The 24,901-nt window shown below is 71.3% G+C and carries 24 protein-coding genes; 14 read left to right on the top strand and 10 right to left on the bottom strand.

From position 1 onward, the window contains the following. The first annotated feature begins 3 nt into the window (after positions 1–3). Positions 4–885 (top strand): hypothetical protein, encoded by an 882-nt coding sequence (locus tag AAG827_RS02385; protein ID WP_341924189.1) that lies wholly within the window; start codon positions 4–6, stop codon positions 883–885. A gap of 9 nt (positions 886–894) precedes the next feature. On the opposite strand, the gene AAG827_RS02380 is transcribed toward AAG827_RS02385, so the two are convergent. Both AAG827_RS02380 and AAG827_RS02375 read right to left on the bottom strand, forming a co-directional pair. Continuing rightward, positions 895–1,983 carry a glycosyltransferase gene (locus tag AAG827_RS02380; protein ID WP_341924188.1) on the bottom strand — a complete coding sequence of 363 codons (1,089 nt, stop codon included), beginning with the start codon at positions 1,981–1,983 and terminating at the stop codon, positions 895–897. Next, positions 1,973–3,133, bottom strand: a complete 1,161-nt coding sequence (locus tag AAG827_RS02375) for a hypothetical protein (RefSeq protein ID WP_341924187.1) — start codon at positions 3,131–3,133, stop codon at positions 1,973–1,975. Before AAG827_RS02375 ends, AAG827_RS02380 begins: the two co-directional genes overlap by 11 nt. Before the next feature lie 145 nt (positions 3,134–3,278). Between AAG827_RS02375 and AAG827_RS02370 the strand changes: the two genes are divergently transcribed. After that, positions 3,279–4,433, top strand: coding sequence for a CDP-glycerol glycerophosphotransferase family protein (locus tag AAG827_RS02370; protein WP_341924186.1), 1,155 nt, complete (start codon positions 3,279–3,281; stop codon positions 4,431–4,433). Beyond that, a complete protein-coding gene (locus tag AAG827_RS02365; RefSeq protein ID WP_341924185.1) occupies positions 4,430–5,596 on the top strand; it encodes a glycosyltransferase in 1,167 nt (388 codons plus the stop codon). The genes AAG827_RS02370 and AAG827_RS02365 overlap by 4 nt, the downstream gene beginning before the upstream one ends. Here AAG827_RS02365 and AAG827_RS02360 read toward each other — a convergent pair. The 4 genes from AAG827_RS02360 to AAG827_RS02345 all read right to left on the bottom strand — a co-directional run bounded on the left by AAG827_RS02360 (position 5,574) and on the right by AAG827_RS02345 (position 10,160). Beyond that, positions 5,574–6,230 (bottom strand): sugar transferase, encoded by a 657-nt coding sequence (locus AAG827_RS02360; RefSeq protein ID WP_341924184.1) that lies wholly within the window; start codon positions 6,228–6,230, stop codon positions 5,574–5,576. The genes AAG827_RS02365 and AAG827_RS02360 overlap by 23 nt on opposite strands. A 1-nt stretch (position 6,231) precedes the next feature. Beyond that, positions 6,232–7,689 carry a hypothetical protein gene (locus tag AAG827_RS02355; RefSeq protein ID WP_341924183.1) on the bottom strand — a complete coding sequence of 486 codons (1,458 nt, stop codon included), beginning with the start codon at positions 7,687–7,689 and terminating at the stop codon, positions 6,232–6,234. A gap of 183 nt (positions 7,690–7,872) precedes the next feature. Next, on the bottom strand, positions 7,873–8,979 hold the full coding sequence (locus tag AAG827_RS02350; protein WP_341924181.1) for an SGNH/GDSL hydrolase family protein: 1,107 nt from the start codon (positions 8,977–8,979) through the stop codon (positions 7,873–7,875). Between the two features lie 83 nt (positions 8,980–9,062). After that, positions 9,063–10,160, bottom strand: coding sequence for an acyltransferase (locus tag AAG827_RS02345; protein WP_341924180.1), 1,098 nt, complete (start codon positions 10,158–10,160; stop codon positions 9,063–9,065). 106 nt (positions 10,161–10,266) lie between these two features. Here AAG827_RS02345 and AAG827_RS02340 point away from each other — a divergent pair, with 106 nt between their 5' ends. Then, complete coding sequence (locus tag AAG827_RS02340; protein ID WP_341924179.1) at positions 10,267–11,040, top strand: enoyl-CoA hydratase-related protein; 774 nt, start codon at positions 10,267–10,269, stop codon at positions 11,038–11,040. Between the two features lie 79 nt (positions 11,041–11,119). Beyond that, positions 11,120–12,454 carry an MFS transporter gene (locus tag AAG827_RS02335; protein ID WP_341924178.1) on the top strand — a complete coding sequence of 445 codons (1,335 nt, stop codon included), beginning with the start codon at positions 11,120–11,122 and terminating at the stop codon, positions 12,452–12,454. 148 nt (positions 12,455–12,602) lie between these two features. Here AAG827_RS02335 and AAG827_RS02330 read toward each other — a convergent pair whose 3' ends face one another. Beyond that, positions 12,603–13,196 (bottom strand): hypothetical protein, encoded by a 594-nt coding sequence (locus AAG827_RS02330; protein ID WP_341924177.1) that lies wholly within the window; start codon positions 13,194–13,196, stop codon positions 12,603–12,605. Positions 13,197–13,524: 328 nt separating this feature from the next. Between AAG827_RS02330 and AAG827_RS02325 the strand changes: the two genes are divergently transcribed. The 4 genes from AAG827_RS02325 to AAG827_RS02310 are packed head-to-tail and all read left to right on the top strand — an operon-like array spanning position 13,525 to position 16,896. Continuing rightward, positions 13,525–14,325 (top strand): hypothetical protein, encoded by an 801-nt coding sequence (locus AAG827_RS02325; RefSeq protein WP_341924176.1) that lies wholly within the window; start codon positions 13,525–13,527, stop codon positions 14,323–14,325. Further along, a complete protein-coding gene (locus AAG827_RS02320) occupies positions 14,322–15,389 on the top strand; it encodes a hypothetical protein (RefSeq protein WP_341924175.1) in 1,068 nt (355 codons plus the stop codon). The genes AAG827_RS02325 and AAG827_RS02320 overlap by 4 nt, the downstream gene beginning before the upstream one ends. Positions 15,390–15,430: 41 nt before the next feature. Beyond that, positions 15,431–16,327, top strand: a complete 897-nt coding sequence (locus tag AAG827_RS02315) for an LLM class flavin-dependent oxidoreductase (protein ID WP_341924174.1) — start codon at positions 15,431–15,433, stop codon at positions 16,325–16,327. After that, the gene (locus AAG827_RS02310; protein WP_341924173.1) at positions 16,324–16,896 is read left to right on the top strand and encodes a rhomboid family intramembrane serine protease; all 573 of its coding nucleotides are present in this window, start codon (positions 16,324–16,326) and stop codon (positions 16,894–16,896) included. The genes AAG827_RS02315 and AAG827_RS02310 overlap by 4 nt, the downstream gene beginning before the upstream one ends. Positions 16,897–17,018: 122 nt before the next feature. Here AAG827_RS02310 and AAG827_RS02305 read toward each other — a convergent pair whose 3' ends face one another. From AAG827_RS02305 to AAG827_RS02295, 3 genes are read right to left on the bottom strand one after another with little or no spacing between them, the layout of a single operon-like run. Continuing rightward, complete coding sequence (locus AAG827_RS02305; RefSeq protein ID WP_341924172.1) at positions 17,019–17,519, bottom strand: thioesterase family protein; 501 nt, start codon at positions 17,517–17,519, stop codon at positions 17,019–17,021. 29 nt (positions 17,520–17,548) lie between these two features. Further along, a complete protein-coding gene (locus tag AAG827_RS02300; protein ID WP_341924171.1) occupies positions 17,549–18,553 on the bottom strand; it encodes a TIGR03617 family F420-dependent LLM class oxidoreductase in 1,005 nt (334 codons plus the stop codon). Between the two features lie 32 nt (positions 18,554–18,585). Next, on the bottom strand, positions 18,586–19,293 hold the full coding sequence (locus AAG827_RS02295; protein WP_341924170.1) for a TetR family transcriptional regulator: 708 nt from the start codon (positions 19,291–19,293) through the stop codon (positions 18,586–18,588). A gap of 93 nt (positions 19,294–19,386) precedes the next feature. On the opposite strand from AAG827_RS02295, the gene AAG827_RS02290 reads away from it, so the two are divergent. From AAG827_RS02290 to AAG827_RS02270, 5 genes are all read left to right on the top strand, one after another. Next, positions 19,387–20,235 (top strand): 3-hydroxybutyryl-CoA dehydrogenase, encoded by an 849-nt coding sequence (locus AAG827_RS02290; protein WP_341924169.1) that lies wholly within the window; start codon positions 19,387–19,389, stop codon positions 20,233–20,235. A gap of 28 nt (positions 20,236–20,263) precedes the next feature. Then, positions 20,264–21,427, top strand: coding sequence for an acyl-CoA dehydrogenase family protein (locus AAG827_RS02285; protein ID WP_341924168.1), 1,164 nt, complete (start codon positions 20,264–20,266; stop codon positions 21,425–21,427). A gap of 215 nt (positions 21,428–21,642) precedes the next feature. After that, positions 21,643–22,185, top strand: coding sequence for a hypothetical protein (locus AAG827_RS02280; protein ID WP_341924167.1), 543 nt, complete (start codon positions 21,643–21,645; stop codon positions 22,183–22,185). A gap of 128 nt (positions 22,186–22,313) precedes the next feature. Further along, on the top strand, positions 22,314–22,928 hold the full coding sequence (locus AAG827_RS02275; protein ID WP_341924166.1) for a signal peptidase I: 615 nt from the start codon (positions 22,314–22,316) through the stop codon (positions 22,926–22,928). Between the two features lie 129 nt (positions 22,929–23,057). After that, a complete protein-coding gene (locus AAG827_RS02270; protein WP_341924165.1) occupies positions 23,058–24,887 on the top strand; it encodes an Ig-like domain-containing protein in 1,830 nt (609 codons plus the stop codon). Positions 24,888–24,901: the final 14 nt, after the last annotated feature.

Raw genomic sequence — 24,901 nt, 5'->3', positions numbered from 1 at the left:
GGCATGGCTGACCACGCACGCTCCACCACGACCGGCCCGCGCGTCTCCGAGAAGCCTCCTCGGGCCAGTGCCGCGATGCTGGCCCGCGCGGCGGTCCCCGATGCCCTGGTGCCGGCCATCACCCGGGCCCGGACCCGGCGCAAGCTCACCAGCGAGACCGCGGTGTCCAAGGCACGCGCCGAGATGGAGTTCCTGATCGGCGCGATCCGTCCGGGCGACGTCGAACGCGCCACGCGGGCCTACGTCGAGCGCGACGTGATGCGCTCGGAGCTGCGCTACCACCCGAGGCTGATCGGGCGGCAGCCCGTCACCAATCTCGAGGCGCTGGAGCGGGCTCGGGCAACCGGCCGCGGGGTCGTGCTCTCGTTCCTGCACCACGGCCACTACGAGGGCGCCATGGCCTCGTTGGCCTGGGCCGGGTCGCCCCTGGGGATGCTGGTCTCCGACGACATGCTCGCCCCTGAAGCGCCGACCTTCCTGCGCCAGCACATCCGGGTCGGCCGCCGCGACGGCAACTGGACGATGCCGGCCTCCTCGGGCATGGCCGGCAGCAAGGCCGTGCTGGAGCGAGGTGAGGTGCTCGCGGTCGCGACGGACGTCCCCGGGCGCTCTCCGCTCACCTTCCTCGGTGCCCAGCGGCTCGGCTCCTCCGGTGCGGCACGGATGGCCCTCGACACCGGGGCCCTGGTGGTCATGCTCTTCGCGCGGTGCGCTGCCGACGGCACGCTCTCGATCGAGCTGAGCGAGCCCATCGAGCCGGGCGACTTCGCCGATCCTCACCAGCTCCTGCTGCACCTGCTGGCCGCCCACGAGGCGCCCGTCCTGGCCTGGCCGGAGGGCTATCACCAGCCCCGGCTGCGCTGGGGCGTCCCGGCCGAGGGCTGACCCCGGCCCTCAGACCGACCCGGCGACCCAGTCGACGATGGTCTGCCGGAAGGCGGGGGCGCCGAACGACGCGGCGCGGGTGCGGCAGTCCTGCGCCGAGAGGGCGGCCGCGTCGGCGACGCGGTCACCCCAGGCGCGAGCGTCGAGCTCGGGGAAGCGGAAGCCCGTGACCCCGTGCTGCACGGTCTCGCGGGTCCCGGCGACGTCGAGGGCCAGCACCGGCCGTCCGGCGGCCATCGCCTCGACCGGCACCAGGCCGAAGTCCTCGACCGCCGGATAGACCAGGGCGGTGCAGTCGGCCAGCAGCTGGGCGACCTGCACGTCGCTGAGGCCCGTCAGCACCTCGACCGGGACGGAGGCTCTCGCCGCGCGCTCGCGCAGCTCGCCCTCCAGGGCGCCGCCTCCCGCGATCTTCACCGGGAGACCTGCGGCCTCGCCGACGTCGATGACGAAGTCCAGCCGCTTGTAGGTGATGAAGCGACTCAGCCCGAGGAGGAACGGTGCGACGTCGGGGCTGGGCTCGAGGCCGGCGAAGCGCTCCAGGTCGATGGGGGGATGGATCACCACCGCGTCGCGGTCCCACACCTGCTGGATCCGCTCGCGGGTGGCGTGGGAGTTGGCGGCGTAGGCGACGACGCGGGGGGCCGCCTTGAGGTCCATGCGGCGGATGTGGGCGCTGAGGGCCCGCGCGGGGACGCTGCTGGAGGCCCGGTCGTCCAGCTCGGGGAACCACGCGTAGCGCGCGGGCGTGTGGACGTAGGACAGGTGCGGCACGTCGGAGTAGATCGCGGTCCAGTGGCTCGACATGTGGTGGCTGGCCAGCACCAGGTCGGCCCTGCGTGCGAGGGTCCGTCCCCAGGTGGGCCAGGTGACGGCGTTCATCGCCGCAGCCGCCTCGCGGCGCCGCATCACGGGCTCGGGGTGCCGGAAGGCCGCGTGGATGCGGGAGCGGTCGATCGACGGGGCCCCGTGGGCGAACGCGACCGGGGTGAAGACGCGGGCGCGGGGCAGGGCGGCGGCCAGCTGCTCCACGACCCGCTCCGACCCACCGGTCTCGGACAACCACTCGGCGGTAATGAAGGTGCGGTCAGGGCTCAACGGGCACGGGCTCCTCGGTGGGGATGACGGCGCGCGCGACGAAGAGGGACGCGGCGTAGGCGATCGATCCCGCGGCCACGCACCAGGCGACGTCGGCGGGGCTGGTGAAGGGGAAGAGCAGGACGCCGGCCCCGGCCGACGCGAGGCTGGCGACGACCCGCGACAGGCCGACGGCGGACGAGCGTCGCTCGGCGCGCAGGCTCGCGGCCGGGAGGAAGGTGGCGAGCATCGCGGAGTGGTTGGTGGCGAAGCCCAGGATGGCGAGCCAGGTGAGCCCGACGAAGCCCGGGAACGCCCAGGGGTAGAGCGGGGTGCGGGTCAGGGCCAGGAGCCCGGCGCAGAGGGCGAACGTCAGGGCGACCACGCCGGTCCACTTGACGGCGAAGGCGCGACTCAAGGGGCCCTGCGCCACCTGGTGGTAGACGAGCCGTCGGGCTGACACACCGAGCACCGTGATGGGCCCGAGGATCGTGAACGCCATGCGGGCGGCGGAGGCCTCGCCCTCCGCTCCCTGCGCCTGCACCAGCGCGAGGGCGACGACCAGGGGGACGCCGGCCAGGACGGCGTCGGCGAGCAGGGGCAGGCACTCGCGCACGTCGAGGCGCAGGACCGTGAGGCCCTCGCGCAGGCGGCCCCGGTCGGGACCGCCGAAAGCCCACCAGAACGGCAGGGCGAGCAGCCACCAGGTCAGCACCAGCCAGCCGCGATCACCCCACACGGCCCACGCGACGAGCGTGACGACGACCTGGCTGCCCACGACGACGAGGTCGCGACGCAGGAACCGCTGGGCCTCGGTGAAGCAGCGCACGTAGCGCTGGTAGTCGTAGGTGACGTAGGCGAACATCGCCACCGAGCACAGGACCAGGTCAACGTTTCCGAGCGCGGCGGCGACACCCAGCTGGCCGATCGTGACCGTCAGGGCCAGGACCCGCCCCGAGCTGGCGCCGTCGGAGAACGTGCGGTTGCCGATGAGCACCCGGTCCGTGCCGACGGCCTGCGCGAGGCCGACCAGGAACATGCCGCTGGTCACCCACACGGCGTACTCGTCGAAGTCGCTGCGGGGCAGCACGATGGCGAAGAGCGCCATCTGGATCACGGTCGTGAGCGAGTTGAGGGCCTGGATCATGATCACGCCGACCGAGCGCTTCACGGTGCCGGTCGGGGCTTCGGTAGACGGGTCGCCGGATGGTCCAGATGTGTCGGAAGGCGGAGTTTCGTCAGTCCCTGTGGGCACCTCGCGATGGTAGCGTTCGGCGATCCCCTGCCGGGGCCGAACGAGAAACCTGGATCGTGACGTGACGAGTGCCCGTTCAGGCCATGCCCTTGCCGAACGAGCCATCCGGTGGGCCGACCGCGTCGTGCCCTCCACGCCGTCGGTGGTGCTGCACTCCTCGCCCGACCTCGACGACAACGTGGTCGCCCTGCTGCGCGCCGTCCCGGCCGACCTCGACGTGGTCCTCCTCGCCGAGGATGCCCCGGCCGCCCGCCGCCGCGCCCGCGCGCTGGACCTCCAGGTCGAGGTCGTGGCGCGACGGTCGGTCCGAGGGCTGTGGCGCTTCTGGCGCGCGGCCGTCGTGGCCTGCACGCACGGGCTCTTCGGCTCCCACCGCCGCGGTCGCGGCAAGCAGGTCGTCGGGCTGTGGCACGGCGAGTTCGGCAAGCTGATCGGCCCCTTCATCGACGAGCTCCCGCGGCACTTCGACTGGGTGCCTGTCTCGAGCGAGCTGTCGCGCTCGCTGCGCAGCGCGGAGTTCGTGCTCCATCCCCGTCACATCCACGTGGTCGGCAGCCCGCGGCAGCTGTTGCTCTCGCGGTCGGAGGTCCGGCTGCAGGGGCTGCCCGGCGACGGGCCGCACCTGGTCTGGGCGCCGACCTATCGGTCCACGTCGGCCGGGCAGATCCGCACCGACGGCGACCCCGAGAGCCTCGAGCGGGAGCTCGCGCTGGACGACCCCGAGCTGCTCGACTGCCTGCACCGGCACGGGGCGACCCTGTGGTTCCGTCCGCACCCTGCGGCCAGCCAGGAGGTCCCGGCCTCGGACCCGGCGATCCGGCGCGCCACCAACGCCGACCTCGAGCAGTGGGGTCTCACCTTCTACGAGCTGCTCGCCGTCGCCGACGGCTTCGTCACCGACTACTCCTCGCTGTGGGTCGACTACCTGCTGTGCGACGGGCCGATGGTCGCGTTCTGCCCCGACCTCGACGACTACCGGCGCAACCGCGGACTGGCCCTCGAGCCCCACGAGCAGTGGTTCCCCGGGCCGGTCGTCGGCACCCGGGCCGACCTCCTCGCAGCCCTGGAGGACCTGCTGGGCGGCGCCGACCCGCACGCCTCACGACGTACGTCGGTCCGCTCGCTGCTGCACACGGTCGCGGACGCTGACCCGGCCGCCGCCACCTGGGGTCATGTCCGCTCGGTCCTTGCCCGGGGTGAGGACACCGCACGGTGACGACCCGGGTCCTCGTGGTGGGTCACAGCGCGGCGCTGTCCGGTGCCGAGCTCTTCCTGGCGGGGATGCTGGAGCACTCCCGGGTGGAGGCGACCGTCCTGCTCCTCGAGGACGGTCCACTGGCCGACCGGCTCCGCGGGGCCGGCGCCGACGTGCGCGTCCGTGCGCTGCCCGAGGAGCTTGCCGACGTGACCGCCGACGGGGGTGGGCTGCGTCGTGGTGTCACAGGCTTCCCCCGGGTGGTGCGCGACGTCGCCGCGGTGATGCGCGACGTGAGACCCGAGGTCGTCTACACCAACTCCGCGAAGGCCCACGTGCTCGCGATCCCCGTGGCCCGGGCATGGGGGTTGCCGTCGGTGCTGCACGCCCACGTGCGCGCCGACCGCGACAGCTTCAACGCGGTCAACCTCCGCCTGGTCAACGTGGCCTCCGGCCTGGCCACGCACGTGATCGCCAACTCCGAGGCGACCCGGGCCACGCTGCCCCAGCGGGTGCGCGACCGCTCGACGGTCGTCTACTGCCCGACCGAGGTGCGCGACGTGGCACCCGTGACGCCGATCGGTGATCGGCTGTCGATCGCCTGCGTCGGGCGCATCGCCGAGTGGAAGGGGCAGCGCGTCGCGGTCGAGGCGTTGCGAGCGGTGCTGGCCGCCCGCGGGGCCGGGGCAGCCGAGCTGCACCTCTACGGCGGTGTCGCCTTCGAGAAGGACCGTGCCTACGAGCGGGAGCTCCTCGACCTCGTCGGCCGGCACGGCCTGCAGGACCTGGTGCACCTCCACGGTCACGTGGCGGACGTGCACACGACCATGCGCTCCCACGACGTCGTCGTCCACACGAGCACCAAGCCCGAGCCCTTCGGCCAGGTCGTCGTCGAGGCGATGGCCGCCGGCGTGCCGGTCGTCGCGGCCGACACGGGCGGGCCGGCGGAGATCGTGGAGGACGGCGTCACCGGGCTGCTCTACCGCACCGGTGACGCAGCCGCCCTCGGCTCGGCGCTCGAGCGGCTCGTGGACGAGCCATCGCTGGGCAGCACCCTCGCGAGGAACGCGTTGGTCGCCGTGCGGTGCTTCTCCTACGAGACGATCGTCCCCGAGTGGGAGCGGGTCCTCCGCTCGGTCGCGGACCAGCCGGGACGCAGCGTCACACGGCGCCGCGACGCGTGAGCACGACCTTGACCGTGCGCAGGAGCAGGCGCAGGTCCATCATCGGCGTCCAGTCGCGGACGTAGGTCGCGTCGAGCTCGAGCGACTCGGTGGGGGAGAGGTCGGAGCGGCCCGAGACCTGCCAGAGCCCGGTGATCCCGGGTCGGACGAGCAGGCGGCGCCAGTCGGTCACGCCGTAGAGCTCGGACTCGTGGGGGGTCTGCGGCCGCGGCCCGACGAGGCTCATGTGGCCGGCGACGACGTTGGCGAGCTGGGGCAGCTCGTCCAGCGACGTCGCGCGCAGGAAGCGACCCAGGCGGGTGATCCGCGGGTCGTCGGTGATCTTGACGTAGGCGGTCATCTCGCTGGCGCGCTCCTCGAGCAGCTGCTGCAGCTCGGCGTCGGCGCCCACGCGCATGGTGCGGAACTTCAGGATCGAGAAGGTGCGCCCGTACTGTCCCACCCGCAGCTGGCGGAACAGCACGGGCCCCGAGCTGTCGACCCGCACCGCGACGGCGATCGCGAGGAGCAGGGGTGACAGGGCCAGGAGCGCCAGCACGCAGGCGGTCCGCTCGAGGACGACGAAGATGGCGCCGATCCAGGGGTGTCGCACCGCCAGCGGGCGCCGCGACGCCGTCGGGGCTGGCGCCGACATCTCAGCCCTGACCCGCGCCACCGTTGCCACCGCCCAGGCCGCCCAGGCCGCCCTGGAGGATCCCGCCGACGGGGCCGGGCACCGGGAGGTCTGGCAGGGAGGGCGCCGGGAGCGTGACCTCGATGGGGTCGACGCCCGGCACGGGGAGGTCGACGACCACCTCGGCCCGGTCCTCCTCGACCTCGACCACGACCGGTGGGGTGGTGGGCAGCAGGGGCGGCGGGGTGCCGGTGCCACCGTCGGGGTCGCTGCCGTCGTCGGTGTCGACGGGGTCCCGCGGGTCCACGGGGTCGGTGCCGCCGTCGCTCCCGTCGTCGCCGGACCCGCCCTCGACCGGGACCCCGGTGGGGCTCTCCGGGAGACCCTCCGGGTCGGTCACCGGGACCTCACCGGTCGGGGTCGTCGCGCCCTGGCCGTCGGGGCCGCGGCCGGCACCGGCCTGGGCCTGTCCGGTCGTCGTGCCGGTCGTGGTGGACGAGGCCAGGCTGATGCTGGTGGCGCCGGAGCCGTCGAGGTCCTGCAGGACGAAGGTCGGCGCCTGGAGGATCGCGGCGCGGGGGGCGTCGCCCAGAGGGTCGGCCTGGCTGCCGCCGAGGCCGGGCGTCTGCACCACGAACGCCGCGGCCACGGCCGCGGCGGCGAGGCCGGTGCTGGCGACCCCGAGCAGCGGTCCGCGCGTGCGGCGCGCGACGTGCAGCGCCGTGCGCGGGAGCCTGCTGGAGCTCAGCCGGGCTCCGGGGCGACGCGTGCGGAGGTACTCCGACGCGTGGGAGCCGAGCACGCAGGTCGCCAGCACGTCGGCGAGGGTGAACTCGACCTGGAACATGTCGCGGGTCATCGGCAGGCAGTCGTCGCAGGAGCGCGCGTGCTCGCGCACCGTGCGGATGAAGGTCGGCTCGAGGGTGGTGGTGACCTCCGAGCGCACGTGGGCGGCGATGCGCAGGCAGTCGGCGCTGTCACCGCTCGCGTGCCCACGGGCCGTGGCCCGGCGCAGGGTGGCCCAGCCCGCGTGGACGCCTCGGGTGGCACCGACGGGGTCGATGCCCGTCAGCAGGGCGATGGCCTGGTCGTCGTCGCCCTCGACGACGTGGTGCCAGAGCGCGGTCTGCCAGGCGACCGACAGGGACGAGAACGCGGACCAGATGGGTGCGCGCGACGGCGTGTGGCCCGTCGCGTGGTCGCGGCCGGACTCGAGGGTGCCGAGGATCCAGGCGATCCGGACCGGATGCTCGAGCGACTTCCCGGCCTGCAGGTCCGCCACGAGGGTGTCCCACGCCTGGGAGAGCGCGGCCGGGGTGGCGATGTCGGAGAGGACCTGGACCGCGTCCTGGTGGCGGGAGCGGAGCACCCCGGCGGCTTCGGCGTCTCCGCGACGGATCGCGGCCACGAGAGCGGCGTCGCTGGCCTCGTCTGGCTCCAGGAGCAGTGAGTCGACGAGGAACCGCTCGGGCTGCAGCATGGGCGTCCTTTCACCACTGCACCCGTGAATGGGGGTTGGATGCAGAGTGTCTGGGAAACGAACGCTCCGACGCGGGGTTACTCGCGGATCGGGGAGGTCTAGGCCAGTTCTTCACCCTGGCGGGAGATGCTTGACGGCGTGCGCGCGGCAACCCGCGTGCCTCTACGCCGTCGCACGCCTCGCTCAGGACGCGTTGATGACGATGGACTCGGCGGGCGGTGCGGCATCGACGCCCTCCTCCGGTGCCTCGACCTCGAGGAGCTGGGCGTAGACCGTGCGCGCGACCTGACGCATCCCCTCCTGGGTCGCGTGCCAGGGGGCGGGGCCGCCTGGCGGCGGTGTGGCCCCGGCGAACCAGGGGTCGTCAGCGCAGATGTCATGCCCGGTGGTGACGTCGAGCAGGTCCACGTAGCGCACCCCCTCCTCGGCCGCCGCGCGTCGGACGCTGGTCGCCACCGCCTCCACGACCGATGCGGCGAAGGGGCTGTCGCCAGCGGCGAAGCCGAGCTCGGTGCAGGTGCCGGAGCTCGGGAACAGGTGGGGGTAGCCGACGACGACGACGGCCGCGCGGGGAGAGCGGCTGCGGACCGTCCGGATGGCCGCGACGAGGTTGTCCTGCACTGCCGAGGCACTGTCGAGCAGCAGGTTGCTGGTGCCGTTGCTGAAGGCGTCGGTGCAGGGAGTGCCCTCGGGTGAGCTGGCGGCGAGTCCGTAGCAGGTGTCGATGAGCTGCTGGACCAGGCTGAAGTCGTTGCCGCCCAGCGTGATGGTCACCAGGTCGGTGCCGGGGGTGAGCGCGTCGGCCTGAGCCGGGACCTCGGTCCCGTCCGGTCGCTGCTGGGATTCCTCGAGGTGTGCCGTGCGCGCACCGGTGCACGAGACGTCCGTGTAGCTCGCCACGCCGAGCCAGTCGGCCAGATAGGCAGGGAAGTTGTTGGTGGAGCGGTCGCAGGCCACCGGGTCGGTCCGGCGCGTGGGGATCCCCGGACCGGCGCTGAAGGAGTCCCCGAGGGCCACGTAGTCCACGACCCCGCTCGTCGGCACTTCGTCCAGCGGCTGGTCGACCCTGGAGACCTGGCGCTCCTGCCGGGATGGCTCGTCGGCCAGGAGTGCGTCGCTACCCAGCGAGCGGCTCAGGTAGATGGTCGTGACCACGAGCAGCCCGATCATGATCGTCGTCAGCAGCACGAGGAAGCCGACCAGCCGCGCGACCTCGCGCGGCGAACGAGGGGGACGCTGGGCGACACCGCGCGGCGTACGACGTGACCTCTGCGGGGCGGGACCAGCCATCGAGCGGTTGCCTTTCCTCGACGTGACGCGGACGTTGCGCACCTCCGAGGTGGTGTGCCACCGCTACAACGGTGCTGCTGGGCTCAGGTCACGGACGACGTCTCGCTGCCCGTTGCGCGCCTCGTCGGCGCCAGTGCATCGCTGCGGGAGCGCATGAACGGCAGCTCCAGGAAGCGGTAGCTCAGCGTGGTCATCACGACCACGAGCGTGAGGCCCATCAGGCCCACCACGGGCAGCGGCAGTCCGAGCTCGTCCTTGTCAAGCAGGAAGAGTGGCAACCAGTGCCACAGGTAGAGGCTGTAGCTGATCCTCCCCAGGCCGGTGACCGGCCCGCTGCCCAGGAGCCGGTGGAGTGGACCGTCCGCGGTGGCGTAGCCGTGATGGATCAGCAGCACGGCGACCGTCGTGGCGAGTGGCACCCCCACGGTGCGCGGTCCGTTGCCGAAGGGGTCGGGGCCGACCACCACGTAGACGGCGAACGCCGCCATCGACACCAGCAACACGGCCAGCCCCAGCGGTCTCGGTCGCACGTGAGGGGGACGCTCGACGAACCACAGCGCCAGCGCGGCGCCCACGAGGATCTGGCCGAACCGGGCAGGCGGCAGGAAGTAGAACACCCGGGTGTCCAGGAGCAACGCCGAGCCGAGGTACAGAGCGAGAGCGGCGACCGCCGCGGCCCAGGCGAGGCCACCGGCGCGAATCCCGCGGTCCTTGGCAGCCATCAGCACGATCGGCCAGATGAGGTAGAACAACCACTCGACGCCCAGGCTCCACGTCTGCCGGAAGGGATCCATCACGACCCCGTCCATCTCCGAGACCCACGTGACCTGGGCGAGCACGAGCGCGGCGCGCTCGACGACCGTCGAGAGCGGCAGGGGGGTGCCGGGGGTGACGGCCCACAGGAGCGGGCCGAGGACGGCGAGACCGACCAGCGCCGGGTAGAGGCGACGCACCCGGCGCACGATGAAGGACCACCACCGCGACGGCAGGGCTCCGGTGTCCCGTGACCGCCAGAGCACCATGGTGATGACGAATCCACTGAGTACGAAGAAGACGTCGACGCCGAGGTAGCCGCCGCCGCCGAGGGGCGTGTACTGGTAGCCCCAGTGCACGCAGATGACGGCCGCGATCGCGAGTCCGCGGATGCCGTCGAGATATCCGAAACGGTTCTGAGGGAGCATCCGCCGCACATTAGGGGCACATCGGGCTCACGGTGGTGAGTTCGCCGAATCCCGTCCCGCGGGCTCGGACCTGCGTCGCCCCGCCGACGTCGTACGCTCCCGGGTCGTGAGCGAAGAGCTGCAGGTCCAGCGCCGGGACGGCGTCGTCGAGGTCACCTTCAACCGGCCGCAGCGGCACAACGCGTTCACGCGCGACATGTATGCCGGGATGCGGGCGCTGTGCGAGGAGCTGCGTGACGACTCGTCCGTGCGGGTGCTGGTGCTGCGCGGGGAGGGCGGTCGGGCGTTTGCCGCCGGCAACGAGATCTCGGACTTCCTGTCGCAGGACGCGGTGGCCTACGAGGACTGGATCCGTGAGCTGCTCGAGATGCTCTTCGCGCTGCCGCAGGTGACGATCGCCGCGGTGTCGGGGGTGTGCGTCGGTGGGGGACTGGCGGTCGCGACGCACTGCGACCTGCGGGTGGCGACGGCGGGAAGCCGGTTCGGCTACCCGATCGCGCGGACGCTGGGCAACGCCCTCGCGGGGTCGCTGGTCTATCGCTGCTCGTCGGTCTTCGGGGAGTCGTTGACGCGGGAGATGCTGCTGGCGTCGCGGCTCGTGGACGCCGAGCGGGCCTATGCGGTCGGCGCGGTGATGTCGGTCGTGCCGGACGTGGAGGCGCTGTCGGCCGAGGTCTCGGCGTTGGTGGACGGGGTGCTGGCGCTGTCGCCCGTCACGATCCGCGCCACCAAGCACCAGCTGCTGGACCGGGCTCGGCGGCTCGAGGTGAGTCCTGCCGGTGATGCCGAGGTGCTGCGGGAGGTCTACACGGGCGAGGACTTCGCTGAGGGGGTCCGGGCGTTCCTGGCGAAGGAGAAGCCGGCGTTCAAGGGGAGGTAGTGGTTTCGAGGCTCGCTTCGCTCGCACCTCAACCACCGTGCAGGGAATGGTGGCGCGGCTCTGGGTGTTCAGCCTCTTCGTGACCACTGACGACTCGCGCCGTGTGTCCCTGCTGCTCGGAGCGCTCTTCGGGTTGGCGGGGATGGGGTCGTCGTCGGCGGCGATCGCGTTGCCCTTGCTGGGGCAGGACCTCGGCGTCGGGGTCGGGGACGCGACGTGGACGATCAGCCTCTACACGCTGATGCTCGCGGTCACGACGGCCGTCTACGGCCGGGTGTCGGACCTGGTGGGCGTGAAGATCCCGCTCCTGGTGGGCATCGGGCTGATGACGGCCGGGGCACTGATGGCGGCGTTCGCGCCGTCGTTCGGCGTGCTGCTGGTCGCACGACTCTTCCAGGGGGCCGGGGCGGCGGCGGTGCCGACGCTCGGGGTGGCCATCGTCAGTGCGCGCTACGACGGCGAGGTGCGGGGCATCGCGCTCGGTCGCCTCGCGGGGATGGCTGCGGCGGTCAGCTGCCTGGGCCCGCTCGTCGGTGGCCTCGTGGAGCACGCCTTCGGGTGGCGGGCCGTGATGGCGCTGCCGATCCTCGGCGTGCTCGTGATCCCCTTCCTGTGGCGCGCGCTGACCGGTGAGGGCAGCGGGGCGCACCTCGACATCCTCGGGGCGGTGCTCGTCGCGGCGACTGCTGCCGGGCTGGTGCTGCTGGTGCAGTCGCCGGCCACCGGTGTGCTGATCGCCGGCATCGGCGTGCTGCTGATCGTGCTCGGCGTGCCGGCCGTGACGATGCGCGTGCGCCGCAAGCCGCACGGCTTCCTGCCGCTCTCGGTCATCCGCAACGGCACCGTCGTGCGCAGCGCAGTCGCTGCCGCGGCCGTGCCGGCGGCCTGGTTTGCCCTGCTGATCGCCGTGCCGGCGGTGCTGGTCGGTGACGGGTGGGAGCCCTGGCAGGTGGGGCTGCTCCTGCTGCCCAGCGCCGGGCTGGCCATCGCGATGCCGAAGACCGCCGGGGCGCTGCTCGCCCGGATCGGGCCGGCCGCGTCGCTGGCCGTGTCGGGCGTGATCGCCTCCGGTGCCCTCGTCCTGGCCGCGGTCGCGACGTCGCAGATATCGCCGGTCGCCGTCGTGATCGCCGTGGCGCTCTGCACGGTCGCCTTCGGGCTCGGCCAGCCGGCGCTGATGGCGTCGGTGGGCCAGTCGGTCGAGGCCGACGTACGAGGGGTCGCCCTCGGTGTCGCCACCCTGCTCTTCCTCGTCGGTGGCTCCGTCGGCTCCGCCGTGGTCGGCGGGCTCGGTGACGTCATCGGGATCCCCGCAGCCCTCGGGGTGCTGGCGCTGCTGCCGGTGCTCGGGCTGGTCGCGCTGATCCCTGAGCTGCGACGCGTCGCGCCCGCGCTCGTGGCTGACGACGCGTGATCGACGGACGCGGCACTCTGGTGTGAGAAGGGAAAATCCCCGCCGGTCATCGCGACCGGCGGGGATCTTTCTTCCTCCTGTGAGTGGAAAGGTCCTCAGCTGTTGTTGCTGGAAAGGTCGCCGTTATAGACGGGGCGTTCTCTCGCGGCTACCAGCGCCCGCCGGTGTAGCGGTTCCAGTAGATGGCGCCCCAGACGCCGTGGTTGGACAGCGGGGCATAGCCCCGGGCCATGCTGTTCATCCAGTTCCCTGCCGCGTTGCAGGCCCATGCGGGCACATAGCGCTTGCACCACGCCACCGCACCCCAGACGAGACCTCGGCTGAGATCGGCGTAGGACGCGGTGATCCAGACGTGATCCCTGTCAAACCCGTAGGCGAGGACGTCCTGGACTCCTGACTCGGTGGAGCTGCCGGAAACCACGTCGAGACCCTGTTGGAGGGCCATCACGAAGCGCTTGCGGTTGCTCTGGTCGGCCATGTAAGCGTCGTAGTCGTCGCGGAACTCGGGGGTCACGAGGTCACGCAACGTGCCCTGCTCCGTGACCTCGAGCTCCGGCTCGACCTCAGCGACCTTGACGCTCCCGGTCCCGCTGGAGTGCCCCGCCTGGGGCTCGAGCCCGTCGACGATGAGCCCGGAGGTGGTCCCGACCAAGAGACCGGAGAGGACCAAGCCCGTCATGAGGATCGGGAGGCGCTTGAGGAGTGACAGTCCGCGGGTGCGGTCCTGAGTGAATGCGTTCATTGGCGTTTCCTTCTGAGCAGTGCGACAAAGGAACCCGGCCCGAGCCTGGCAGGGGATCGGAGGCGGTGCCTCGGATCTTCGCGATCAACGTGGTAGCTATGAGATTTCTTCTCAGCCACGGCGTTATCGTGGACCGGAGCTCGGTGATTCAGAAAGGCTGTTCGTAAAGTTGATGAATTCGCGAACTTCGCCCCTTTTGACTCATTGTCTTCTTCTATTCCGCGGGGGTTTGTCCCAGATTCTGGCGCGTTTATCAAGCCTCGTTCGAGATGTTGGGTAGAACGCGAACGCGGGTGTCCGCGATTACCGCATATGCGATTCTGTGACCATGGCCAACCTGACCTTCGCCGAGGCGATCACGGGCGAGGAGCGCGAGGCGCAGCCCTCGTCCGATCCCCTCGATGTCCGTGCGCAAGGCACCCGCCTCGACTGTTACTGGGCGCTGACGACGTGGGAGGTGCCCGAAGGAGCCGCTCCATCCCGGTCGCTCCCGAGCCGGCGGGAGCTGGTGGAGCGGGCCGGGATCGGCAGCGGCACGTTCAGTGACACGTTCGGGCAAGGCAAGCGACCTGCCCTGGTGTCGCTGATGTACCGCGATGGCGAGACGCCGCCCGCGGACTTCCAGGGCGTCGGCCGGTGTGTTCTGGAGGCCAAGGAGTTCACCATCACGCCCTGGTTGCGAGGTTGGAACGTCGCGACGACGGGAAGCCGGTTCGACCCGGTTCGCCGGGCCGAGTCGCTGATCCGAGTGACATCCGCATGGGCCATCCGCGTTCCCGCCCTGGCTGTGATGGGTGAGGTGGCGATGCCTCCGGTCTTCTACAGAGCGGCTCGCACTCTGGGTGGAGACCCCGAGTCGGTGGCCACGCTGGCTCGTCAGGCTGTGGGGGTCGTGGTGGACAGGGGCAAGGCTGCCACTCCAACCCTCGGACTTGATCAGGTGCGGGTGCCGCTGATCGATCAGTTCCAGCAGGACCGGGACGGCAAGCGTCGCTCCGATGAGCTTGCGCAGGCCATTTGTGAGTACATGCTGCTTCGTGGCACGTCCGAGGGCATCGACCCTGCGCTTCTGGACACCTTGAAGCTCGCAGCCTTGGAGCTCGACGGCACCTCGGGACGTGCGACGTGACCACTGAGGACCAGAAGGTCACGCGGCGGGCGCAGCTGTTGGCCGCTCAGCGCTCCGCAGAGTCGTTCGCTCGACTCGAGGTCCAGCGCCTGGTCGAGAACCACGAACCGAATCCAGTCTCCTTCCAAGCGCTGGAGCGAGCCGCCGCACGAGACATCAGGGCGCTCGAGAAGAACCGCACGCCCGACGCCTACGACGACGAGCTTCTACGCCAGCTGCGCAGGCTTCGCCTCGAGGCCGCCAAGAGCCGCATCATCGCTCAGGCGCGCTCCACACCTGTGGCTGAGACCGCCCGATCGCTCGCTGCCCTGGCAGCCGAGAGCCTGGAACAGGTCCCTGGCACCCGCACAGCCCGCGACATCAGCACGCAGGCCACGCGCTACGCCCGTCAGGCGGGAGACGACGACTGGGTGGATCGCTACCAGGCCCTCATCGATGTCCGTGAGGCCGACGGAGATCCCTACGGAGCGGCGATGGCGAGGGCAAACCTCGCGGTGGCCTACCGGGCCGCGGCGGAGAACCCCCGGTTGTCTGAGGCTGTGCGCGACGCTCACATGCTGGAGTCGTACGACCGGGCCACCGTGGAGTGGGACCACCGGGTGGAGGCCGTGACCGAGAGCAGCGCGCACACCTGGGTGGCAATGGCCATCAGGGTTCGCGCGTGCCTGACGGCGCTCTACCGCGGGAAGCCCATCAAGCAGCCCGACGAGGTGCTAGAGATGGCGACCCGTCTCGCTGAGGCCCGCGCGGCTCTGATTGGCTCGACCCACGTCAAGACCGTGGGGGCCCAGATGCTTCAAGCCCAGGCCAGGACATTCGCGGGGGACCCGAGTCGGAGCTTCTGGGAGTTGCGGCGCCCACTGGTCTTCAACGATGTTGAGGCAACCTTTCCTGGCATGTTGCCGTTCTCCCTCTCGCATGCTGCTTTCGCGATCGCGACGCCCGACTTCACCAGGCAGGCGGAGCGGTTCCGAGCCGAGACGGTCAACCGGATGAGCGCTCACTATGGTCCCGACAGCCAGAACGTGTTGTGGGCTCGGGAGGTCCTGGGTGACGAGGTCTGAGACTCCGCAGTCCTGTCCGTGGCGTCTGCCACAGTGTCGCCATGCACGTGGGGATGACGCTGCCGGTCATGGAGCCGGACCTCTGGACGGACGGTGCGGCCACGCTCGAGGCCTGGGCCAGGGCGATCGACGAGGGGCCGTTCGCGTCGCTGTGCTTCGGCGAGCGGATGGCCTTCGACAACCCCGAGACGCTGACGCTGCTCGGGGCCGTCGCCGCCTGGACGCAGCAGGTGCGGATCGTGACCACGGTGATCGTGCCGCAGCTGCACGACCCGGTGATGCTGGCCAAGGCGCTCGCGACCGGTGACCAGCTCAGCAGTGGGCGGCTGACGGTCGGCTTCGGGGTGGGTGGGCGCGAGGAGGACTACCGCGCGGCGGGTGCTCCTCTGTCGGAGCAGACGATGGCGGGGATGGCGTCGCGGGTGGCGGTGATGAAGCGGGTCTGGGCCGGCGAGGACGTCACCGGCGCGACGCTGCCCGTCGGGCCGCCGCCGGCGCAGCCCGGTGGGCCGTCGTTGCTGGTCGGCACGATGGGTCCCAAGACGATCCGCAGTGCCGCTGCCTGGGCGGACGGGCTGGCCGGGGTCACGTTGGACCTGGATGTCGACGCTACCGCGGGGTTGTTCTCGCTGGCGCGTTCTTCTTGGGAGGAGGCCGGGCGGGGCGCGCCGCGGCTGACCACGTCCTTCTGGTTCGCCCTCGACGACGGCGACGGGTCGGCGCGGGCGCAGATCCACCGGCACCTGCGTCACTACATGAACTGGATCCCCGCCGAGTTCGTCGACGCGATGGCGCCCACGACGGGATTCGCTGGGACGCCCGATGAGCTCGCCGAGGTGCTGAAGCGCTTCGAGGACGCCGGCGCCGACGAGGTGCACCTGATCCCGACCGGCTCCGACGTGGCCCAGGTGGAGCGGGTGGCATCGTTGATCGCATGAGCACACTGCGCGACGACCGCCGCTCGACCTGGACCCAGGCCGCCGCGCAGGCTGCGGCCTTCGTGGCGCTGCTCTGGGCGATCGAGGTCGTGGACACGGTGGTGGGCAACCGCCTGGACCAGTACGGCGTGCAGCCGCGCGAGAGCGAGGGGCTCCTCGGCATCGTGTTCGCGCCGGTGCTGCACGGCGGCTGGGCGCACCTGTCGGCCAACACCGTGCCGACGCTGGTGCTGCTCTTCCTCGTGCTGGCGTCCGGGATCCGGCGCGGCCTGGTCGCGACCGCGATCATCTGGATGGTCGGCGGTGTCGGGGTGTGGCTGGTGGCGCCGGCCGACACGGTGCACCTCGGGGCGTCCGTGCTGGTCTTCGGGTGGCTGGTCTACCTGATGGTGCGCGGGTTCTTCACCGGCCGTGCGCGCGAGATCGTGCTCGGGCTGGTGCTGGTCGTGGTCTACGGCGGGGTGCTCGTCGGGGTCCTGCCCGGACAGCCCGGGATCTCGTGGCAGGGGCACCTGTTCGGCGCGCTCGGCGGTGGGGTCGCCGCCTATGCGCTGCGGCGGAGGCCGTAGCGCGGGTCGCCGGGTCTCGACGCCTCCTCGCCTAGCGGCTCGTCGGGCTCGACCGGCGAGGGGACGTGGTCTCGACGGGCGCTCCTCGCTGGCGCTCGTCGCTGCTCGACCGACGTGCTGCGTCAGCGCAGGGCGACGGAGCCGGAGAGCTCGGGAGCCCAGCCGAGCTCCTTCTCCTCGGCGATGCGCTTGTCCATGGCGCCGGCGACGTCGTCGGGCCAGTCGGAGGTCTTGCGGGTGTCCATGTCCATGTGGAGGAAGATCTCCTCCATCACATAGCTGACCGACTCGTGGGAGTCGTCGAGCAGGTAGACGACCACGTGCGCGGCGCGGGCGCTGCGGCCGACGAAGCGCACGCGCACGGAGATCTTGTCGCCGGTGCGCAGCTCGGAGAGGTAGGTCAGGTGGTGCTCGGCGGAGAAGACCGCCTGGCCGCCCGCGGCGGGCCAGTTCATCGGGATGCCGACCTCGATCAGCGACTCGTCGAGGCCCTCGCTGGCGATGCCGAGGTAGTGACGGACGTTGAGGTGCCCGTTGAAGTCCTCGAAGGCGACGGGGATGGACTGCTGGCAGTACGCCGGGAGTGCGGCGACCTGCTCGTAGGACGGCTGGGAGGTGGTCACGGGAGGAACCTAACCGATGCGGGCCGCGCTCACGCCAGGGTGGTCGCGAGGTCCGCGATCTGGGCGAGCGCGGGCTCGTAGCCGGGGAAGTAGGCGCACACCCGCTCGGCGTGGTCGCCGAAGCGTCGCTGGATCTCGGCGGCGCACTCCTCCGGCGTGCCGCGCACAGCGAGCGTGGAGAGCATCTCGTCCGTCACCAGCGCCATCATCGCGGCGATGTCGCCGACCTTGGACAGCGCGTTGAGCTCGGGCTGCACCTCGGCCCAGCCCTCGACCTCCAGGACGGGGACGTAGGCCGGCGTGGAGCCGTAGAACGCCAGCAGCCCGCGGGCCGCGGCGTCGGCGGTGGCCTTCTCCTCCGGAGTGCGGCCCATGGCGAGGATCGCCTGCGGGAAGATCGAGAAGTCGTCGCGGGAGCGGCCGGCGCGGGTGAGGCCCTCGTCGACAGCGGGGAGCGTGCGCTCGAGGAAGTGCCGGTGGGAGTGGAACGGCATGACCAGCAGACCGTCGGCGACCTCGGCGGCCGTGCGGGTCATCACCGGGCCGAGCGCGCCGAGCAGCACCGGGGGCAGGCCGTAGGGGTTGGGGCCGGGCACGAACGTCGGCGGCATCAGCGTGTGCTGGGTGTGCTCGCCGCGGAAGTCGAGCCGTGTCCCGTCCTGCCACGAGGTCAGGATCGCCTTGACCGCCAGCACGATCTCGCGCATCCGGGCCGCGGGCGGGCTCCACGTGGCGCCGTACCTCTTCTCGATGTGCGGCTTGATCTGGCTCCCGAGCCCGAGGCGGAAGCGACCCTTGCTGAGCAGCTGCAGGTCGTAGGCGGCGTTGGCCAGGTGCATCGGGCTGCGCGGCATCGCGATCGCTACGTTGGTCATCAGGTCGGTCTCGACCGCGCCGGCAGCGGTGGCCAGCGGCAGGAAGACATCGTGCGGACCCTCAAAGGTGAAGAGGCCGGCGATCCCGGTGCCGGTCAGCTCCCGGGCACGGTCGGCGGCACGGTCGGGACGGGCGTCGAGCTGGAGGTCGAGGAGCACGCATCCGACCGTATTGCTTGGGGAGCCTCGCGTCAGCCCTGTTCTAGAACACGTTTCAGTTCAGGGAGTACGTCGTCCAGGTCGCGCTGCGTGCGCAGGAGCACGACCTGGGTGCCACCGGCCCCCTCGGTGCCCGACGTGGCGGCGGGGGATCGGGGCGCGAAGAGCTCGACCACCGCGGCCATGGCGGCGTCGAAGTCGGCCTCGGGGGTCGTCGTACGGCCTCGGAGCCACTGGCGCAGCACGTGGTTGTGGGCCGTGACGACCGCGTCGGCCATCAGCTCGGCGCGCAGGGGAGTGCCCGGCTCGTCGCCCATCCAGGTGCGGATGAAGGTGAGGAACGTGCGTTGGTACTGCCGCTGGCCGCTGATCTCGCGCGCCCGCAGCGCCGGGACGTTGCTGGTCAGCCGGTAGCGCGCGCGGGCCAGGTCGCCCTCCGCGAGGTAGTGCGCCAGCACGAGCCGGGCCGCCTCGGTCACCGCGACCAGCGCGGCCGAGGGGGTGGCGGCGGCGAGGCGCTCGCGCACGGAGGCGACCAGCGAGTCGTGGTCGGGGAAGATCACGTCCTCCTTGGTCGCGAAGGCGCGGAAGAACGTCGTGCGCCCCACGCCCGCACGGGCCGCGATGTCGTCGACGGTCGTCCTCTCGAAGCCGCGCTGCTCGAAGAGCTCGTAGGCCGCGCGGATCATCCGCTCGCGGCTCGAGCCCCTCTCGGCTCCTGGTGTCGCCCTGGTCTCCATGTCCACCTCCCGGGGGAAGACAACCACAATGGTACTGAGTACCATAAGGTAGGTATCCAGTATCGGGGAGCGAGCATCGTGAGGGAGCAGGACATGCGCAACGTGGGAGTGGTGGGCTGCGGCCTGATGGGTGCCGGCATCGCCGAGGTGTGCGCCCGGGCCGGGCTGGACGTCGTCGTCGCCGAGTCGAGCGACGCCGCGGCCGAGGCCGGGCGCAAGCGCCTCACGACCTCGCTGCAGCGCGCGGAGGCCAAGGGCAAGATCGACTCCGCCGCCGACGTGCTCGCGCGGATCCGCGTCGTCACCGCGCTCGAGGAGCTCGCCGACCGCGACCTCGTGATCGAGGCGATCGTCGAGGACGAGGACGCCAAGGTCGCGCTCTTCCGCCGTCTCGACGAGATCGTCACCTCGCCCGAGGCGATCCTGGCCTCCAACACCTCCTCGATCCCGATCATGAAGCTCGGCGTGGTGACCAACCGTCCGCAGCACGTCATCGGCATCCACTTCTTCAACCCCGTGCCCGTGCTCCAGCTCGTGGAGCTCGTGCCCAGCCTGCTGACCGCGGAGGAGACCACCGACCGCGCGCGTGAGTTCGTCGAGGGCGCGCTCGGCAAGCAGGCCATCGACTGCCAGGACCGCGCCGGCTTCGTCGTCAACGCGCTGCTGATCCCCTTCGTGCTCTCCGCCATCCGGATGCTCGAGTCGGGCTTCGCCACCGCCGCCGACATCGACCGCGGCCTGGTCCTCGGCGCCGCCCACCCGCAAGGGCCGCTGGCGCTCGCCGACCTGATCGGCCTCGACACGACCAAGGCCGTGGCCGAGTCGCTCTACGAGGAGTTCAAGGAGCCGCTCTACGCCGCCCCGCCGCTGCTCAACCGCATGGTCGACGCCGGCCTGCTGGGCCGCAAGGCCGGCCGCGGCTTCTACACCTACGACAAGTAACCACCCCTTCCCAGGAGAGATGAGCCCGATGAGCAACGCCGACTTCGACCTGTTCCGCACCAGCGAGGACCACGAGGCCCTGCGCGACGCCGTGCGCGCCGTGGCCGACAACAAGATCGCGCCCTACGCCGCGGAGGTCGACGCCACCAGCGAGTTCCCGCAGGCGGCGTACGACGCTCTCGTGGCCTCGGACTTCCACGCCCCGCACGTGCCGGAGGACTACGACGGCGTCGGCGCCGACGCGCTCGCCACCTGCATCGTGATCGAGGAGGTCGCCCGCGCGTGCGCGTCGTCCTCGCTGATTCCGGCCGTCAACAAGCTCGGCTCGCTGCCGCTGATCCTCGGTGGCTCCGACGACCTCAAGCGCCGCTACCTGCCCGCGCTGGCCAGTGGTGCGGCCGGGTTCTCCTACGGCCTGTCCGAGCGCGACGCCGGCAGTGACACCGCGGCGATGAAGACGCGCGCCAAGGCCGACGGCGACGACTTCATCCTCTCGGGACAGAAGTCGTGGATCACCAATGCCGGCTTCTCGGAGTTCTACACCGTCCTCGCGGTCACGGACCCCGAGGCCGGCCGCGGCAAGGGCATCAGCGCCTTCATCGTCGAGAAGTCCGACGAGGGCTTCACCTTCGGTGAGAAGGAGCGCAAGCTCGGCATCAAGGGCTCGCCGACGCGTGAGCTGCTCTTCGACAACGTGCGCATCCCGGGCGACCGGATGATCGGCGAGCCGGGCACGGGCCTGGCGTTGGCGCTGAGGACGCTCGACCACACCCGCGTCACCATCGGTGCGCAGGCCGTCGGCATCGCCCAGGGCGCGCTCGACTTCGCGCTCGGCTACGTCAAGGAGCGCCAGCAGTTCGGCAAGCGGATCGCCGACTTCCAGGGCATCCAGTTCATGCTCGCCGACATGGCGATGACCCTCGAGGCCGCGCGCCAGATGGTCTACGTCGCGGCGGCCAAGTCGGAGCGGGGTGACGCCGATCTGCCCTTCTTCGGCGCCGCGGCCAAGTGCTATGCCTCCGACGTCGCGATGCAGGTGACCACCGACGCCGTGCAGCTGCTCGGTGGTGCCGGCTACACCACCGACTTCCCCGTCGAGCGGATGATGCGCGACGCCAAGATCACCCAGATCTACGAAGGCACCAACCAGGTGCAGCGCGTCGTGATGGCGCGCCAGCTGCTCGCTCGCTAGGACACCGCTCTGCAACATCGCGCCGACTCGGCATCGTCGAGTCGGCGCGATGTTGCATTTCTGTGGGGGAGAGCGGCACCCGGCGGCGGATGTTGCCAAGACGTGGTGTGGGGGTGGGGTTGACGAGACCTGGGCGTGGCCCCCGGTCGACCAGAGTTCAACTCATCAACCGGATCCGCACCGAGCGGGTCCACCACCTCCCCAGGAGCAACAACATGGCTGCCATCCGCCGCAAGGTCCTCGTCCCGCTCGCCACCCTGGTCGTCGCCGGCTCCGTCGCCGTCGGCTCCGGCGCGAGCTTCACCTCGACGACCGCCTCGACCACCGCCGTGACCTCCGGCTCGGTCACCCACGCCAACGACGTCAGCAACCTGACGATCGCCAACATCAAGGACGACGACGTCATCACCGGCTCGGTGACCATCACCAACACCGGCACCCTGCCCTCGACGCTGACCCTCGCTGAGACCGGCGCCACGAACAACTTCATCGGCAGCGACCTGAAGCTGAAGCTCACCCAGGGCGCCACCGAGCTCTACAACGGCACCTTCGGTGGCCTCGTCGACGGGGCGAAGCTCAACCTCGGCGCCCTCCCGGTCGGCGGCACCGCCACCGTCGTCTTCACCGTGACCCTCAACGAGGCCACCGACAACACCAACGAGGGCAAGGCCGCCTCCGCGAGCTTCCAGTGGGTCTCGACCCAGGAGGACGGCGGCCCGTTCTCCTTCGTGAGCTCGCTGCCGCTCGTCGGCAACTGATCTCCAGCACGACCGCAGCACCGCACGATCCCTGAGGAGGGTCGGCCCGCCCCGGCACCGGGCGGGCCGACACCCTCCACCGCAGCACCACCAGATCCGCACAGCACCAGCTCGAGAGGCCAGGCGAGATGACGATCATCAGCACCACTCCCACCGCGTCCCACAAGTCGCGCACCCGGGGCTCACGCCTCCGCGGCCTCGTGGTCAACCTCGGCCTGGGCCTCGCCTTCCTGGCCGCCATCGCCTTCCTGCTGCCCAGCCTCATGGGCTTCCAGCGCTACGTGATCATGGGCGGCTCGATGGAGGGCACCTACGACCTCGGGTCCGTCGTGTTCGAGGAGGTCGTCCCGACCTCGGAGCTGAAGGTCGGCGACGTCATCACCTACGTCCCGCCCGCCGAGTCCGGCATCACCACCCTGGTCACGCACCGCATCGTCGACATCGACGGCGACTTCTACCGCACCCAGGGCGACGCCAACCCCGGTGTCGACCCCTGGACCTTCCAGCTCACCGCCGAGACCCAGCCCCGCGCCGTCGCCCACGTCCCCTACGTCGGCTTCGCCTTCATGGCCCTGGCCGACCGCGGGACCCGGATGGCCGTCATCGGCATCCCGGCCGCCCTGATCGCGCTGTGGAGCCTCGCCGAGCTGGCCCGGGCAGTGCGACCGTCCCGCCGCGACGACGAGCAGGACGAGATCGCCGCGCCGGCGCCCGGCGCACCCCGCTCGCTCGCCCTCGTCTGACAGGTCCCACCCACCTCGCGTCCACCGCCGTTGCCGATTCTTGGTGCGGCGGTGACCTGCGTGTGGGGTCCGCGAGACCCCCCGTCCGACAGACTTTGAGCACTCCCTCCCCCAGGAAACGAGCTTCCGATGTCCCAGCACCGCGCCCCTCAGCGGCTCAGCATGATCGGCCGCCCCTCGCGCCGACTGCTGGTCGTGCTGATCGCGCTGCTGGTGACCGCCGGGACCACCTGGTTCTCCGGGGCGAGCTTCACCGCGGCGTCGGACACCGCCTCCACCGTCCGCGCCGCCGACGACTACTACCCGCCGAGGGTCGCCGTCTCCACCCCGGCCGCCACGATCAACGGCGTCGTCGCGATCAGCGCCACCGCCAGCGACACCGGCAGCGGCGTCGCCCAGGTCGTCCTCCAGTACGCCGCCACCGGCTCGACCACCTGGACGACCCTGTGCACGGACACCACGTCGCCGTACTCCTGCAGCTGGGACACCGCGACCGTCGCCGACGGCGACTACCAGCTGCGCGCGATCGCCACCGACAAGGTCGGCTCGAGCACCACCTCCGTCGTGGTCGCGACCAAGGTCGCCAACCCGGCTGCCGTGGCCCTGACGACCATCGCCGACGTCGTGCGCGGCACCGTCCCGCTGAGCGCCACGGTCACCGGAGCAGCCGGGCGCACCGTGTCCAGCGCCTTCCAGATCCGCCTGTCGGGCGCCGCCGGCTGGACCACCGTCTCCGGGTGCTCGGCCGTCAGCGGCACCACCCCGACCTGCTCGTGGGCCACCGGCACCTTGGCCGACCTCTACGACGTCCGGGTGCTGAGCACGGTGGGCTCGGGCGCCTCCGCGACCACCGTCACCGACGAGCAGGCCGACGTCACCGTCGACAACCTCGCCCCCACCGTCACCCTGACCGCGCCGGCGCCGATGAGCGGCACCGTCCAGGTCGTCGCCACGCCGCTCGACGACGACTCCGGCATCGCCAAGGTCGACCTGTCCTACCGCCTGCAGGGGACCGCGAGCTGGACCGCCCTCTGCACCGTCAGCGCCGACCCCTACCGCTGCGCGCTCAACACCACCACCCTGGTCAACCTGGGCAGCTACGAGCTGCGCGCCATCGCCACGGACGTCGCGGGCAACCTGTCGGCCGACGCGATCATCACCCGCACGGTCAACAACGGCGTTGCCTCGATCACCATCACCTCGCCCGTGACCGGGGACCGGGTGACCGGCACCAAGACGATCACCACCGACGTCGCCACGCCGCTGGGCACCAGCGCCACCTCGGTGCGGATCGAGGGCCGGCTGGCCGGTGGCGCCTTCGCCACCATCTGCACCGACGCCTCCGCGCCGTACACCTGCGACTGGGCGACGTCCGCGCTCACCTCCGGGACCTGGGAGCTGCGCGGGATCCTGACCTACACCGGGGGTCTCACCGCGACCTCGCCCGTCGTGACCGTGACCATCGACAACAACCCGCTGCGTGCCCTCGACATCCAGGCCTCCAACGGCGGCACGTCGGGCACGGCCGGTGCCGGCGACGTGCTGACCTTCACCTACCTGGGCGCCGTCGACCTGTCCACCCTCAAGGCCGGGTGGACCGGGGCCAGCACCCCCCTCACCATGAACGTCACGGACAAGGCCGTGGCCGCCGCCACCGCCACGGACCGGGCCACCTTCACCGTCCCGCTCGGCACCGTGCTCTTCGCCCAGAACTACGTCAGGGCCAACAGGTCCGTGGCGATCCCGGCCACCATGACCGCCACCAACGGCACCTCGGGCGGCCAGACCACGACGATCATCACGGTGGTCCTCGGGACGGTCTCCTCCGTGGACCTGCGGAACTCGTCGACCACGGGCGCGATGCGGTGGACGCCTTCTGCCACCGTCAAGAACGCCGCCGGCTTCGCCTGCTCGACCGCGACGGTCACCGAGACCGGTGCCACCGACAGGGACCTGTGAACATCCCGTGCGCC

This window comes from Nocardioides psychrotolerans (assembly GCF_943371775.1).
GTDB classification, from domain to species: Bacteria; Actinomycetota; Actinomycetes; order Propionibacteriales; family Nocardioidaceae; genus Nocardioides; species Nocardioides psychrotolerans_A.
This window is presented reverse-complemented; position numbering and strand designations above follow the sequence as displayed.